At 60.1% G+C, this 14,448-nt stretch carries 9 protein-coding genes and 1 pseudogene; 6 read left to right on the forward strand and 4 right to left on the reverse strand.

Annotated elements, in window-relative coordinates:
• Window positions 1-117: 117 nt before the first annotated feature.
• From H0194_RS08840 to H0194_RS08855, 4 genes are all read left to right on the forward strand, one after another.
• A complete protein-coding gene (locus tag H0194_RS08840; RefSeq protein WP_185175535.1) occupies window positions 118-480 on the forward strand; it encodes an FKBP-type peptidyl-prolyl cis-trans isomerase in 363 nt (120 codons plus the stop codon).
• Window positions 481-665: 185 nt separating this feature from the next.
• A complete protein-coding gene (locus H0194_RS08845; RefSeq protein ID WP_246388871.1) occupies window positions 666-1,529 on the forward strand; it encodes an aldo/keto reductase in 864 nt (287 codons plus the stop codon).
• Window positions 1,530-1,802: 273 nt separating this feature from the next.
• The gene (locus H0194_RS08850) at window positions 1,803-2,147 is read left to right on the forward strand and encodes a DUF485 domain-containing protein (protein ID WP_185175537.1); all 345 of its coding nucleotides are present in this window, start codon (window positions 1,803-1,805) and stop codon (window positions 2,145-2,147) included.
• A 3-nt stretch (window positions 2,148-2,150) separates the two neighbouring features.
• Window positions 2,151-3,797 (forward strand): solute symporter family protein, encoded by a 1,647-nt coding sequence (locus H0194_RS08855; protein ID WP_185175538.1) that lies wholly within the window; start codon window positions 2,151-2,153, stop codon window positions 3,795-3,797.
• A gap of 92 nt (window positions 3,798-3,889) precedes the next feature.
• On the opposite strand, the gene H0194_RS08860 is transcribed toward H0194_RS08855, so the two are convergent.
• Window positions 3,890-4,915, reverse strand: coding sequence for a DUF1906 domain-containing protein (locus H0194_RS08860; RefSeq protein WP_246388873.1), 1,026 nt, complete (start codon window positions 4,913-4,915; stop codon window positions 3,890-3,892).
• A 234-nt stretch (window positions 4,916-5,149) separates the two neighbouring features.
• On the reverse strand, window positions 5,150-6,100 hold the full coding sequence (locus H0194_RS08865) for a Sir2 family NAD-dependent protein deacetylase (RefSeq protein ID WP_185175539.1): 951 nt from the start codon (window positions 6,098-6,100) through the stop codon (window positions 5,150-5,152).
• A 241-nt stretch (window positions 6,101-6,341) separates the two neighbouring features.
• On the opposite strand from H0194_RS08865, the gene H0194_RS08870 reads away from it, so the two are divergent.
• Window positions 6,342-6,842 carry a 2'-5' RNA ligase family protein gene (locus H0194_RS08870; protein WP_185175540.1) on the forward strand — a complete coding sequence of 167 codons (501 nt, stop codon included), beginning with the start codon at window positions 6,342-6,344 and terminating at the stop codon, window positions 6,840-6,842.
• 466 nt (window positions 6,843-7,308) lie between these two features.
• Window positions 7,309-7,917, forward strand: a pseudogene (locus tag H0194_RS11005) (ATP-binding protein); the annotation flags it as partial.
• A gap of 55 nt (window positions 7,918-7,972) precedes the next feature.
• Here H0194_RS11005 and H0194_RS08880 read toward each other — a convergent pair.
• Together H0194_RS08880 and H0194_RS08885 are read right to left on the reverse strand one after the other, a co-directional pair.
• On the reverse strand, window positions 7,973-9,421 hold the full coding sequence (locus H0194_RS08880; RefSeq protein WP_185175541.1) for an ApeA N-terminal domain 1-containing protein: 1,449 nt from the start codon (window positions 9,419-9,421) through the stop codon (window positions 7,973-7,975).
• A gap of 35 nt (window positions 9,422-9,456) precedes the next feature.
• Window positions 9,457-14,430, reverse strand: coding sequence for a DEAD/DEAH box helicase (locus H0194_RS08885; RefSeq protein ID WP_185175542.1), 4,974 nt, complete (start codon window positions 14,428-14,430; stop codon window positions 9,457-9,459).
• Between the last annotated feature and the right edge of the window lie 18 nt (window positions 14,431-14,448).

Genomic DNA, 14,448 nt, shown 5'->3' on the forward strand with positions numbered 1-14,448 from the left:
TGATGGTTCACACGTCCTGCGTTATTTCACTGGTTGCACTTCAGCGGTCGTCGAATTTTTGCAGACCGGGGACGACGCGCGACTTCCGTCCCTTACCGCCCAAGGAGCGATATACACATGGACAAACCACAGATTGAACCACAGCAGGGGCCAATGCCCACCGAACTCGCGATGGAAGACATCGTCGTCGGCGACGGCCCTGAGGCGCAGCCAGGTGGCCTCGTTGAGGTTCATTACGTTGGCGTGGACTACGAGACCAATCAGGAATTCGATTCCTCCTGGGACCGTGGCCAGTCTATCGAGTTCCCCCTCACCGGCCTCATCGCCGGCTGGCAGGAGGGTATCCCCGGCATGCGCGTCGGCGGACGTCGTCAGCTCATCATCCCGCCGGAGAAGGCCTACGGCCCCGCTGGCGGCGGGCACCCGCTGTCCGGACGCACCCTGGTCTTCATCATCGATCTCATCAGCGTCGGCGAATAAAACCTCACGGTTGCAGCACCTGCGCGGCGCACACAGCGTGCGCTGCGTGCAGTGGCCTCGCCCATCACGATTTCGACGACCGGCACCTCCTTTCGGGGCGGGTGCCGGTTCGTGGTTCGTAGGGTTAGGTCACTTTTTGCTGTCTGTGCCCCACGGGCGCGGTCGAACTTGGCAGAATGGAGGGCATGAACAAGCATTTTCTTCCTTCGTTGACGCTGAATGACGGCCGTGAGCTGACGCCGCTGGGTTTGGGAACCTACAAGTTGCTGGGGGAGGACTGCGAGCGCGTGGTCCGTGAGGCGATTGAGATTGGCTATCGCCACTTCGATACCGCCTCGGTCTACGACAACGAGGAAGCGGTGGGCAAGGCTATCGCTGACGCCGTGGCCGCGGGCGACGTGGAGCGCGACGACTTGTTCATCACCACCAAGCTGTGGAACGACCAACAAGGCGCGGACAACGTAGGCCCGGCCTTGCACGAGTCTCTGCGCAAACTGGGGCTGGACTACGTGGACATGTACCTCGTGCACTGGCCTTGGCCGCAGAAGGGACTGTTTGCGGAAACTTTCGAGGAGATTGCCCGACTGCAGGGAATGGGCCAGATCGGCGCGATCGGTGTGGCCAACTTCTATGAGGAGACCCTCCGGGAGCTTGTGGCTAAGGTGGGCATCGCCCCTGCGCTGAACCAGGTGGAGCTGCACCCGGGCTTTACCCAGCCGGAGCTGCGCGAGGTGCACAAGGAACTCGACATTGTCACCGAGGCCTGGGCGCCGCTGAGCCGCGGCATCGTGCTGCAGAACCCGGTGATGGAGGGGATCGCCGCCGAGGTGGGGAAGACGCCGGCACAGGTGGCGCTGCGCTTCCTGTTGCAGCTGGGCTGCTCCATCGTGCCCAAGTCCGCGCGCACCGAGCGTCTGCGGGAGAACTTCGAGCTGTTCGATTTCTCGTTGAGTGAAGAGCAGATGGACGCGATCGCCGCGCTCGATGGTCAGCCAGGTTTCGGCCGCATCTTCAAGGATCCGCGCGAGTTCCCCGGGGACGTCGACTAGCTCTCCGGCGCCCCGCCAAACTTTGCAACCGTTGTGTTGCAGATCGCACTTTTCCTGCAACGCCCCCGTTTGCAACCTTTGCAAACGGGGCGTTTTGTATTTCGGGGGTGGTTGGAAGGGTTGCGAAAAGGCCAGTTAAGCCCTGTGTTCGGGGGTGGTTAATGTTTGTTAATGGTAAATGGCTGGCCGTTCACTAGATCATTGCAATGTGAGGTAGGTAACTTGTTTGCATAGGTCCTATGTGACGCAATTTACAAAGAAAGGTCTCGAGCGATGAATTCTGCCTCTCAGGTGCCAACGACGCGACGCGGACCCACGGCCGATGAATTTGTGGCCATGCAACAAAGCAGTGAGTTCGGCGATCTGCGTAGCGCGTACCGCAATTTTACCTTCCCCTGCACCGTAGCGTTCCTTGCCTGGTTCCTGCTGTACGTGGTGTGCGCCATGTTCGCGCCGGGCCTGATGGCCATTGAACTCGCTGGCGGGTGGAACTTGGGCCTGGTCTGGGGTCTGCTGCAGTTCGCCTCCACGTTCATTATCACGTGGGCGTACGTGAAGTACGCGAACAAGAATATCGAGCCTAAGGCCGCGGCTATCCGCGAAGAGATGGAGGGCTAAACCATGACTACCACTTACCTGGCAGCTGGCTCCGCGGAGACCGGCAACCCGATTATCAACATCTCCGTGTTCGGCCTCTTCCTCGTGGTCACCATGTACGTGGTGATGCGCGCGGGTCGCTCCACCAAGGAGGCCTCGGACTTCTATACCGGCGGCGCATCCTTCAACGGTCGCCAGAACGGCCTGGCTATCTCCGGCGACTACCTCTCCGCCGCGTCCTTCCTCGGTATTGTTGGCGCCGTCGCCCTCTCCGGCTACGACGGCTTCCTCTACTCCGTCGGCTTCTTCGTCGCCTGGCTCGTAGCTTTGATGCTCGTGGCGGAGCCCCTGCGTAACGTCGGCCGCTTCACCATGGCAGACGTGCTGTCCTTCCGCCTCAAGCAGAAGCCGGTCCGCGTGGCCGCCGCTCTAGGCACCCTGTTTGTGTCCCTGTTCTACCTCATCGCGCAGATGGCCGGTGCCGGCTCCCTGGTGGCCGTCCTGCTGGACATCCACGAGTTTAAGTGGCAGGCAGTGGTCGTCGCCGTCGTCGGCGTCATCATGACCGTCTACGTCTTGGTCGGCGGCATGAAGGGCACCACCTACGTGCAGATGATCAAGGCCGTCCTTCTTGTCCTCGGTGTGATCGCGATGTCCATCCTCGTCTTCGTCTCCGTCAAGGGCGGCTTTGGCACGCTTTTCGACGCCGCGGTGCAGATGCACGCCGACTCCGATTACCTGGCCAAGAAGGGTTACGCTCCGGAGGAGATCATGGAGCCGGGCCTGAAATACGGTACTGATGTGTACAGCAAGCTGGATTTTATCTCCCTGGGGCTGTCCCTGGTGCTGGGCGTCGGCGGCCTCCCGCACGTGCTCATGCGCTTCTACACGGTGCCGACCTCCCTGGAGGCACGCCGCTCCGTGACCTGGGCCATCGTCATCATCGGTGGCTTCTACCTGCTCACCCTCATCCTGGGCTACGGCGCTGCTGCGCTGGTAGGCCCGGACCGCATTACGGCCGCGCCGGGTGGCGCGAACTCCGCGGCTCCGCTGCTCGCTCTGGAGCTGGGTGGAACAGTGTTCATGGCAGTCATCTCCGCAGTCGCCTTCGCGACGGTCCTGGCCGTCGTCGCAGGCCTGGCCATCACGGCCTCCGCATCCATCGCGCACGACATCTATGACGCCGTGTTGCGTGACGGTCAGGCAACCGAAGAAGAGCAGGTTCGCGTCTCCCACATCACCGTGATTGTCCTGGGCATTGTCTCCACCATCCTGGGCATCCTCGCGATGACGCAGAACGTCGCCTTCCTGGTCTCCCTGGCCTTCGCCATCGCTGCGTCCGCCAACCTGCCGACCATCCTGTACTCCCTGTACTGGAAGCGCTTCAATACCACCGGTGCTGTGGCCTCGATGTACACCGGCATGATTTCCTGCCTGGTCCTCATCTTCTTCTCTCCGGCAGTCTCCGGCACCCCGACCGCGATGTTCCCGAACGCCGACTGGGCCATCTTCCCGCTGAGCTCCCCGGGTCTTGTCACCATTCCGCTCGCCTTCCTGGTGGGTTACTTGGCCACCATCTTCTCCAAGCCGGACAACTTGGATGAGCTGGCTGCTGAGATGGAAGTCCGCTCGCTCACCGGCGTGGGCGTCGAGGCTCCCGTCGACCACTAAGGTCTCATGGTTTAGCTTCACGCACAAAGCCGCCGCCACGAGGATTGAATTTCCTTGTGGCGGCGGCTTTGTTCTGCGCACATGCGACCGGCTTAGCGCGCCAGCTGCGTGCCCACCTTCTGTGCCAGGTTCACTAGGTCAACCAGCTGCTTATCGCTTATCGACGACCCGTTAAAGCTCAAGCCTTCAGATGTCAGCCGCGGCGCCTTGAAGCCTCCCGGCAGGGTAGCCTTCGAGCTCAGCTCGCCCAGGGAGCCGCGCAGCGCGTCACCCATGGCGGAATTGAGTGCGTCCGCGTCCAGTCCGGGCAACGCGGGCGCGGACTGCACCGGCTTCTTCACCACGGACTTCTGGCCCGGGGTCCACTGGCCCCAGTCGCTGGCGTAGACGTTGTTGATGTCCACGGTCACGCCGTCGATAACGCGCTGCTTAGACTTCGGTAGCTGGTGGATGGTGGTCCGTGGGTGAATCTTGCCGCCGGAGCCCCAGTCGTGCATCCAGAAGAACTCGCCGATGCCGTCCTGGATGGCCCACTCAATCACGTTGTAATTGCCGTACACGCCGGTCTTGAAACCGCCCGCCTTCAGCGCGCGGGAGAATGCCTGGAGGTACGGGCGGATCTGCCCGGTGTACTGGGCGCGGGTCGGGTTATCATCAATCGCGATGTAGATGGGGCGCCCCTTCGGCCCGCCCGCCGCCACGTGCAGCGCGATGGCCTGCGGCGCGTGCTTGCTGGCGCCCGCGGCGCCCTGTTTCCAATCCGCGGTCTCCGCGCGGCCGTACTGGTACACCGACGCTGTGGCCAGGCCCTTGGCAGCCAGCGACGTGGTTTCGGTGAGCGTGACCGGCTTACCGGTCATCCACTCCGCGCCCGGGCGACGCCGTGATACGTAGCGCACCGCGCCCAGGTGCCCCGCGGCCTTGACCGCGCCTGCCGACGGCACGCCCGCCGCGTAATCAATCACCGTTCCGCGCACTCGGCCCAGCGCCATTGCCGAACCCGTGCCCGCCGTACCGGCCGCACCCACGGTGCCAGCCGCCACCGCGACCGCCGCTGCTTTCAACAACCCCCGGCGCGAAAGAGCCTGCTCCATTCCTGCCTTCTCCACACCTGCCATGTCAGCTAACTCCCATCGCTCTGGCAACATTTGCCAGATTCGTAACATCTGTAACGTAGCAGTGTTTCCGGCCGATACGCGGCGGCGCGCGGAAAGCTTATTGCAGGGGCGGATTTACATTGTGAGCGCAAGTCACCGAAAATCCGGCCACAATCAGCCGACTTGCGCTCGCAATGTAAATCTTGCACCCATTCGCACCCGACTCAGCAGGACCCTGCCAAGCACAGCGCAGCCTTACAGCCCCAACTCGTCCAGCAACGCATCAAACGCTGGACCTACCTGCGTGCGCCAGAGGGTGTGCACGCGGGCGTCGCCGCGGCCGGGACCGCCGTTGATGACGGACACGCGCTTGTCCTGCTTAAGCGCCTCGAGCACGAATCGGTAGCCGCTCATCACCGCCAACGACGAGCCCGCCACCAGCAGCGAATCCGCGCCCGCGAGCATCGCGTAGGCCGTGTCCTTCCGTGCCGCCGGCACGGGCTCGCCGAAGTAGACCACGTCGGGCTTGAGCAACCGCGACCCGCAGCGCACGCAGCCGATCATGACAAAGCGGGCCACGGCGGCGTCGTCGAGCGTGACGTCGCCGTCGGGGTTGACCATGTCCGCGTTTACCACGAGCGACTCCAGGTAGCCCGGGTTCGCCGCCGCGAGCCGCCCATCACACTCCGCGCGGTCCTCGCGGTGCCCACACACCAGGCAGATGACGGTTTCCATATCGCCGTGCAGCGTCACCAGGTTGCGCGTGCCCGCCTGCTTGTGCAGGCCATCGACGTTCTGGGTCACCACGCCCGCCACGTAGCCCGCCTGCTCCAACTCCACTAGGGCGTAGTGCGTGGGGTTCGGCCGCGCCTTATCCATCACGCGCCAGCCGACGAAGCTGCGCGCCCAGTACCGATGCGCCGCCGCGGAATCATAACGAAACTCCTGATAGGTCATCGGCCGGTGCCGCGACAGCGAGCCCTGCGGCCCGCGATAGTCCGGAACCCCAGAGTCCGTGGACACGCCCGCGCCGGTCAGCACCATGACGCCACCGTGCCCCTGTGCCTTGCGGAACTGCTTCACGACGTCGTCAAGCGCCTGCGCCGGGGGAGTGGGCGGCGTGGTTTCCTCCACCACCCGCGCGATCGAGCGCAGCGCCGAGGCATGCGCCTGCGCGATGGCGGCATCGCTAAACGGGGTGGACATGGCAACGAGCGTACTCGCTCCTGGCGTGCGCCATCTTCTTCATCGGCAGTGTGGGGATGGCTGCCCGTCCGGCCATTCGTCTGGCTCGCCGGTTCTACCTGCAGCGCGTGGGTGAGGCGACCGGTACGAACGAAAATTATAGCTACTGACCAAGCATGGTTGAGCGTTGCTTCTCGACGCCCCGGTATCCTCACGGTAGGCCAGCGCTGCGCCACCAATGCCTACTAGAGGAGGAAGCCGCATGAGTGATAAGTCCCCGGATAATATCCTGCTCTACCTCCCTGAAGAGCAAGAAGCTGCGATCCGCGCCATCTTCGACGACCTGGCGGCGCAGGGCTTCCCGCGGCAGAACCAGCGCCCGCACATCACCATCACGTTCTCGCCGCACATGGACCCGGCGGTGGTGGACCTTGCTGCTGAACTCCTCCCGCCGCACATCCCGGCGACCTTCCGACGTGTGGGCACGGTGGTGTTCGGCACCAAGCGTAAGCAAACCGTCGCCTGGCTCTTGGAGACGTCCGACGCCCTGGAAATCGCCGCCCGCGACATCAGCGCCGCCAACCCTGATGGCCGCGGCCCGCGCTGGACCCCGCACGTGACCATGGGGCTGCGCCTACCGCGCGAGACCGTGCCCGCCTACCTCGAGGCTCTCCACCGCGCCACCAGCCCGCACCTGCGCGAGCTCACCGCCACCCAGGCCGCCTACTGGAGGCCCAAGACTCAGCAGCTCCGCGTGTTCTAGGCGCGTAATTCGGAAAGTTGCGGGTTCAAAACCTGAAAAGTGGCGGGTTGAAAAAGTGAAAAGTTGCGGGTTGTGCCACGCTCGGCGCTATGAACAGGGGAAATGAAGGCTACCGCAGTAGGGGCATTGACGCTGAACTCGAGCGCTTACTTCAAGCCGTTGGAGCCGTCGTCATCGAGGGACCCAAGGCCTGCGGCAAAACAGAATCTGCACGGCGGATCGCCGGCAGTTTTGTGAGCTTAGACCGGGACCGCAATGCCGTGCAGGCGGCGGAACTCGCGCCCAACCTATGGAATGAAGTTCGCCATGAGGTTGATGATAGGAGCCCAGCCAAAGGACAGTTCATCCTAACGGGAAGCTCCGCCCCGGACGATGACGTTCGTCGGCACTCGGGGGCTGGTCGTTTCGCGCGCCTCCAGGTGCGCCCGATGTCGCTTTCTGAGCTAGGACATTCCTTAAACGAAGTGTCGCTGCACTGGCACGAGTCGTGGGAAACCAGCGTTCGGTGTCCAAGCTTGCCGCCGAAGCCGGCGGCTCAGACGGTGCGCTTGACCGCAACACCGTGAGCACCTACTTAGACGAACTCACCCGCCTCCGCATTCTCGAAGATCTTCCCGCGTGGAACGCGCATCTTCGCTCCCGTCAGGCGCTCACGCAGCAGCCCAAACGCATGTTCGTCGACCCAACTCTAGCTGTCGCAGCACTTGGCGCTTCGCCTGCCAAGCTTCTCGACGACCTGGAGTACCTCGGTTTCCTATTCGAGAACCTCGTGGTGCGCGACCTCCGTGTCCTCTCCCAGCCACTCGGCGGCCGGGTATCCCATGCCCGCACATCCAACGGTCACGAAGTCGATGCCATCGTCGAGCTTCGCGACGGCACCTGGGCCGCCTTCGAGATCAAACTCGGCCACAGCTGGATCGACGCCGGCGCCGCCAGCCTCAAGAGATTCGCCAGCCACGTCGACACCACAAAGAGCGGCGAACCAGCATCACTCGCCGTCATCGTCCCCGACGGCATCGCCTTCCACCGGGACGACGGCGTGGACGTCATCCCACCGAGTGTGTTGAGTGACTAGTGCGAGATTTCGTAGGCTTCCAATCGAGTTCACGTAGCTTGGGCGTAATTGTGGGTCATTCGTTCGGAATGCGGTGCGGGAACGCTTTTCTAGCCTTTTGGCGAGCTCGATAAAAAGTTGAATGGTTCTTCTTGGCCTCGACAAGTTTTTCTTCGTCAACCTCCAAAATATGCCACAATAAAAGCTCCACCAACAGACGAGTAGTTTCGAATACTGCAATCGCCTTCACGAAATCTGAGTCTTTTACTTGCGCTTCGTGAGCGATACTATTTCTGAGGTCGGTTAGAGAGTCGAGCCAGTCTTTTACATCTGGGATGAGGTCGTGAGAAATCTTCTTGGGTAGCCTGCAATAAATGTCGAGAGCCCTAGCTTTGAAGACGAATTTACCTTTAACCTTTATGTTTTCGTTTGGGTAAAGTTCCTCGAATTTTCGCTTTCCATCCGGTGAAATAGTATCTGGTTTTCTGAATAACTCTTTGTGGAAAGCTTCAATTAGGACACCAGAAAGAAGCACTTTCATCTCGAGCTTATTGTTATTCGGAAGGCTCAGTTCGTTCAGGAGGCCGATAAGTCGACCTTTTGTTTCGGTAAAATGCAACCAGCGCTGGTAGAGGTTGAGAAACTCATCGTGTTCAAGATGAAACGCGAAGTCAAGTCTCTTGCTCCAGTCTAACTTTGACCCAGTTTTTGAGAGCCCGAGTTGGACTAGTTCGCCTCTTTCGGTGGAAGCAACAGGATCCCTGGTGACATTAGTGCTAGTGATCCGCATCGGATGTTTCGCAATCAGGGAGATTAGCCATGAGAGAGCTTTCCTGTGGTGTCGTAGTCTGATGAGCGAAAGGCAGTTATCAGAATGAAGCGTTAGTATGCACGTCTCTTCGACCACGCCTGAATATCCGGTGGGTGACCATCTATTACTCCGAAGAGTTGAATTGTGTTCGACAGCGGCGATTTCATCAACGCCAATAAGCTTTACTGGGCCTGAATTGGCCGTTTTTCTGAGCTTAAGCGCTGCAAAGAATGGGGAGTCTCGATCGTCAGTAAACTCGCGAGACAATTCGAATGTTTTTGGACCACCTAGAAGGTAGTGGAGTCCCTCAACTGAAATTGTGGCACGGCGTACTACATCTTCTTCCAGGGAAGAAACTCTCAACCCGATTACCGCATTGTCACAGCTGTATCGTGCGGACATTTCCGCGAACATGTTCGATTCTTTGGAAAGGCAACTGACTCCGAATAATGAAACTTCACCTTCCGTGGTGTTCCCGAATACGGTCAGGTTATCTGCGAAAAGCGGGCTCAGTCCATCTACTGTTGCTCCCGGCATGAACTTAGATTCTGTCTTTCCACGGAGAAAGAAATCTTCGAATGCCCCCTCAAAAAGATCGAGTGTGAATCCTTCTTCCGGTACCCATTCAAGGGTCCCAGTGAGCCACTCGTCGGATCCAAGTACCTGCCATCTGCCCTTCCATTGATGAGGCGTGTCGATATTAAAGCTGCTCACTGTCTTCGTCCTTCTTCCGCTGTGATTACAGTGTGTTAATCCTTCAGCCCATCCACAATCCGCACCGTCTCCATCGCCACGCGCACAACCTTGCCGATCAGGTCCACGATGTAGCGCGGGTTGCCCACCTCATCAGCCCAATCATTCGGGTCGTTCACAATCCCGGACGGCTTATCCTTCTTCACCTGGTACCGGTCAATCAGCCACGCCACCGCGGATCGCGAGCCCAGCATGTACTCATCCGCTTCCGCCGGAATGTCCTTAATCGTCACCAGCTTGTTGTACTTCAGCGTGGTGACGTCATTGACGTTCTTGCCCGTCTCCGGGTCTTTCTTCTTCGCCCACGCCATCTTCTTGGGCACGCGCCACGTCTCACGGTCATTCTCATCACCGCGCACGTCAATCGTCAGCGGCCACGGCTCCACGTCCTCATAGCCGACATGCAGCTCCATGAGCCTCTCACCAGCAGCGGCGAACTTATCAAACTCCGCCCGCGTCGCCGGCGTCTCGATGTGCGGCAGCATTTTCTTCAAATCCGCCGCGTACTTCTCCCGATACACCGGGTCATGCAACTTGCCGTAGACAAAGTGGAAGATGTCATCGCCCGTAATATCCGCGCCCAGCGCATCCCGGTACAGCGACTTAATTTCGGCCGTCACATTGTCCACGCGCACGTAGCCATCAACGACCTCACCAATGAGGCCATACTTCGACTCCTCACCAGCGCCCTGCTTCTCGACGCCCCCTTCCCCAAACAGCGCACCATCATCCGCCTCGACCTTGGCCCAGGTGAACCGGGGGAAGAACTGGCCCGGATAAGAGTAGAAGTTTAGGTCACTGATTGAGTTTGACGCTACCGCACTGAACGGCAACTTTCCGTTACTCTTGTCGACTATCAACCCAACGTTGTCATGAATTTGTGTCGGGAACATATGCGGTAGGCGGTAGGTCATTGCGACGAGTTCTTTGTCAAAGTACACCCAAGCTCTCTTAAATGGGCGGTAATTAAAGTTTGCGATCTTATTGGGATCAAAGGCAATCGTAGAACGCTTCGCTAACGACTGTTTCAGATTACGATTCCAAGAGTATTTGGCTTTGTCCGAGTATTCAGGATTGGAACGTAAAAATTCATTTACACGTGACTCAGCGCAGCGCACGTAATCCGCATTGTTTGACCAGGCGATGAACGCTAACCGTGCGTTTTCATAGTTAGTGATTAAATCCTTCACCTTTTGGGTCAGGGTTATCCGGTTCTCTGCAGTAACCCAAATATCACGGCCAGTTGCAAGGCCAAGTGAGTAGTCTGTAAAAATTCTGACCTGGGTTTTTCTCTTGTCACCCAAAGTTGGCCAGGATTCAAACTCGGCACTGCGAACACTGATCCAGTCTCCATGCTCGTTGGGGGTGATCTTTCGCCAGTCGATGGTTTTGAGGGCAGAGGAGCCTACGATTCCAAGTTTCTCTTGCCGGTCAGCGCCATCGGGGGTTTGGGCGTAGTGCAACGTGAATCTGTTCGTTTTTGGGTCCTTTACACCAATCGCAATTGCGATTGTTGTCTGAGAACCGCCCCCGAAGATCTGTCCTCCCTCCGCTCTCCAGTCCGAGTTGCGCATGTTTCCACGGAGATTGAACACATAAACGTCGGTGAAATCCTTGGCCATGGATAGTCGGATCCCGTCGCCGGTGTTGCCGTCGAGCCAGCCGCCGTTGGAGACGAATGCGACCACGCCTTGGTTACCGATGCGGTCGGTAGCCCAACGAAAGGCACGTAGATAGGAATCGTAGAGCGTGCGTTGCGACGTTGCTGTTGAGAGTGCGCCGTATGTCTCGGCGATGCGTTTATCGAGCGTCGGGTAGGCGAGATTGGCGTTGAGGTCGCCCGCGGACTTCTGCCCGGCGGAGTAGGGCGGGTTGCCGATGATGACGTTGATGGGGGCTTGCTTCTGGCGCTCGATGCGCTCGTTGTTGTTTTTGAAGACGGTGAGATCGAGGATGTCGCCGTCCTCGTGGATTTGGAAGGTGTCGGCCAGGGCGATGCCGCTGAAGGGGACGTAGTCGGGGGCGGGGTCGCCGTTGCGCTTGGCGTGCTCGGCCATCAATGCGTTGTAGGTGGTCTCAATGTTGACGGCGGAGACGTAGTAGGCCAGGAGCATGATTTCGGTGGCAAAGAGCTCGTTGGCGTACTTGCGGGCCATGTCCTCCGGCTTGATGAGGCCGGACTGCAGGAGGCGGACCATGAAGGTGGACGTGCCGGCGAAAGGATCGAGGATGCACACGCCTTCGTCGGAAAGCCCCTTGCCAAAGTGCTTGAGGGAGACGTCATTGGCGGCGCGGAGGATGAAGTCGACAATTTCGACTGGGGTGTAGACGATGCCCAGGGCCTCAGCTTGTTTCTTAAAGGCCTTTTGGAAGAAGCGCTCGTAGAGCTCCTTGATGACCTGTTGTTTGCCGGAGGCAGTGGTCACCTCAGAGGCGCGGATACGTACCGAGTTGTAGAACTTCTCCAGGGAGTCGGTCTCAGAATCCAGGTTGGCGTCATCGAGGGCGTCGGCCATGCGCTGCATGACCTGGGCGACGGGGTTGTGCTGAGCGAAGTCATGGTCGGTGAACAGGGCATCGAAGACGGGCGCGGTGATGAGGTGCTGGGAGAGCATGCTGATGGCCTCGTCCTCAGTGATGGAGTCATTGAGGTTGCCGCGCAAGCCCTCGACGAAGGTATCGAATTCCTTGCGGAGCTTCTTATCTGCGTTGGCTAGTAGTGCCTCGATGCGGGTGATCTGGGACTGCGCGATGACGGCGACGTCCTCGGCCCAGTCCTCCCAGTAGGTGCGGGAGCCGACCTTGTCCACGAGCTTGGTGTACATGGCCTCTTGCCACTGCTCGAGGGAGAACAGGGCTACCTGTTGGGCTAGTGCTTGGGAGTCGGCGTAGGCGTCGGTGCTGGGGTCGGCGGGGGTTTTGTCGGCGTCGTCAAGCTTCTTCTTGGGATCGTCGGTGTGATCGACTTCGATGGGCAGTTCGGTGACGCTGCCTTCGTTGAGAGCGATGGAGTTGATCTTGGCGTTGAAGCGATCGTCGTGGGCGCGCAGGGCGTTGAGGATCTGCCAGACCACTTTGAAGCGGGTGTTGTCATTGAGGGCGGCAGATGGACTGGTGTTCGGTGGGACGGCGACGGGAAGGATGATGTAGCCGTAGTCTTTGCCCGCGGATTTGCGCATAACGCGGCCGACGGATTGGACGACGTCGACCATGGAGTTGCGGGGATTGAAGAAGACGACGGAGTCGAGCGCGGGGACGTCGACGCCCTCGGAGAGGCAGCGGGCGTTGGTGAGGATGCGGGTCTCGTCGTCGCCGATGGAGGATTCCAGCCAGGAGAGGCGGGTGTTGCGTTCCATGGCGTTCATCTGGCCGTCGACGTGCTGGACAGCGACGTTGAGGTCGATGTTGTGGAGGCTGGTGTCGGTGTCTTCCGCGGATTCCTGGAGGGAGTTGCGGTAGCTATCGATGAGCAGGGGATAGGACTCCGCGATCTGCTTGGAGGTCTTGATGTTCTTGGCGAAGGCGACGGTGCGGCGCATCGGAGCGGCGTTGGAGGCGAAGCCGTGCTTGGTGTCCTGTTCCTTGCCGGAACGTTTGGCCAGTCCATTCCAGGTGCCAATCATGGCGGAGGCGAGGGAGAGGTTGATTTCCTGGCCGCCGGTGCGGGCCATGACGTCGGCGGCGACGTCCTCGTCCACGGTCATGACCAGCACCTTGTAGTCGGTGAGCAGTCCCTTCTCCACGGCCTCGCCGAAGCCAAGGCGGTGGAACTCGGGACCGTAGAGAGCTTCGTCGTCCATGGAGGCGATTTCGGCGGAGTGTTCTGCTGCCTTGCCCTTGACGGCGTCGTCGAAAAGGCGTGGGGTGGCCGTCATGTAGAGGCGCTTGGCGGATTTGATGTAGTCGGCGTCATGGATCTTGACGAAGTTCGAGGAGTCCTCGTTGTGCAGCGTGACACCGGTGGTGCGGTGGGCCTCGTCGCAGATGACGAGGTCGAATTCGTCAAGGCCGTGCTGCTGGGCGTCGTGGACGGCGGGCAAGGACTGGTAGGTGGAGAATACGACGTGTAGGCCGGCGGAGCGTTTGCCGCCGCGGTTGAGGCGCTCGGCGATGACTTCGCCCTTGGTGGAGACGGGGACCTCGAGGTCGTATGAGGCGATGTCCTCGGCCTTCTTGGATACCTTGTTGTCCGAGCACACGGCGTAGGAACGCAAGTCCATGCGCGCCTGCGCAGTCCACTCCTTGAGTGTTTGGGAGAGCAAGGAGATAGAGGGGACAAGGAAGAGGATGCGGGCGCGGCCGCCGTTGCGCTCCGCGACCTGCTCCGCTAGGCGCAGCGCGGTGAAAGTTTTGCCGGTGCCGCAGGCCATGATGAGTTTGCCGCGGTCGTGGGACTCGAAGCCCTGCAGTGTCTTCTCAATCGCTGTCTGCTGGTGCGGACGGGGCTCGTAGGTCTCCCGCTTGGTCAGGTGGATCTGCATCTCGGAGCCGGGGAAAGCAACGTCCCAGTCGATGGGGGAGTCGGCGATGCTGGCGATGCCGATGCGGTTGGTGGGGATGATCTGGTTCTCCAGGGCGCTCTCCGCGTTGGAGGACCAGCGATCCGTGGTGGAGATGACGAGGCGGTTGGCGAAGTGCTCGGTGCCGTTTTCCGTGGTGAAGCTGTGGCCGGAGGCCTCGAAGAAGGAATCCAGGTGGGACTTCTGGATGGAGGTGGTCTCCTTGTAGAACTTGCACTGGATGGCGGTCCAGGTCTGATCCTCTCGGCGGCGCGCCACCAGGTCGATGCCGGTATCAGCCTTACCGCCGTTGTAGCGCCAGTCAGCCCAGCGGTACACCTCATCAAATTCCTGCGACAGTGTGGGGTCCGTCTGGAAGTAGTTGACCATCAGCTTTTCAAAGGCCAGACCATATTTTCCAGCAGGCTGATTATCACGGAGCTGCACCAACACATCGGAGAAAGAAGACATGCCCATATTATGCCGTGG

Source organism: Corynebacterium incognita (assembly GCF_014217255.1).
Classification (GTDB): domain Bacteria; phylum Actinomycetota; class Actinomycetes; order Mycobacteriales; family Mycobacteriaceae; genus Corynebacterium; species Corynebacterium incognitum.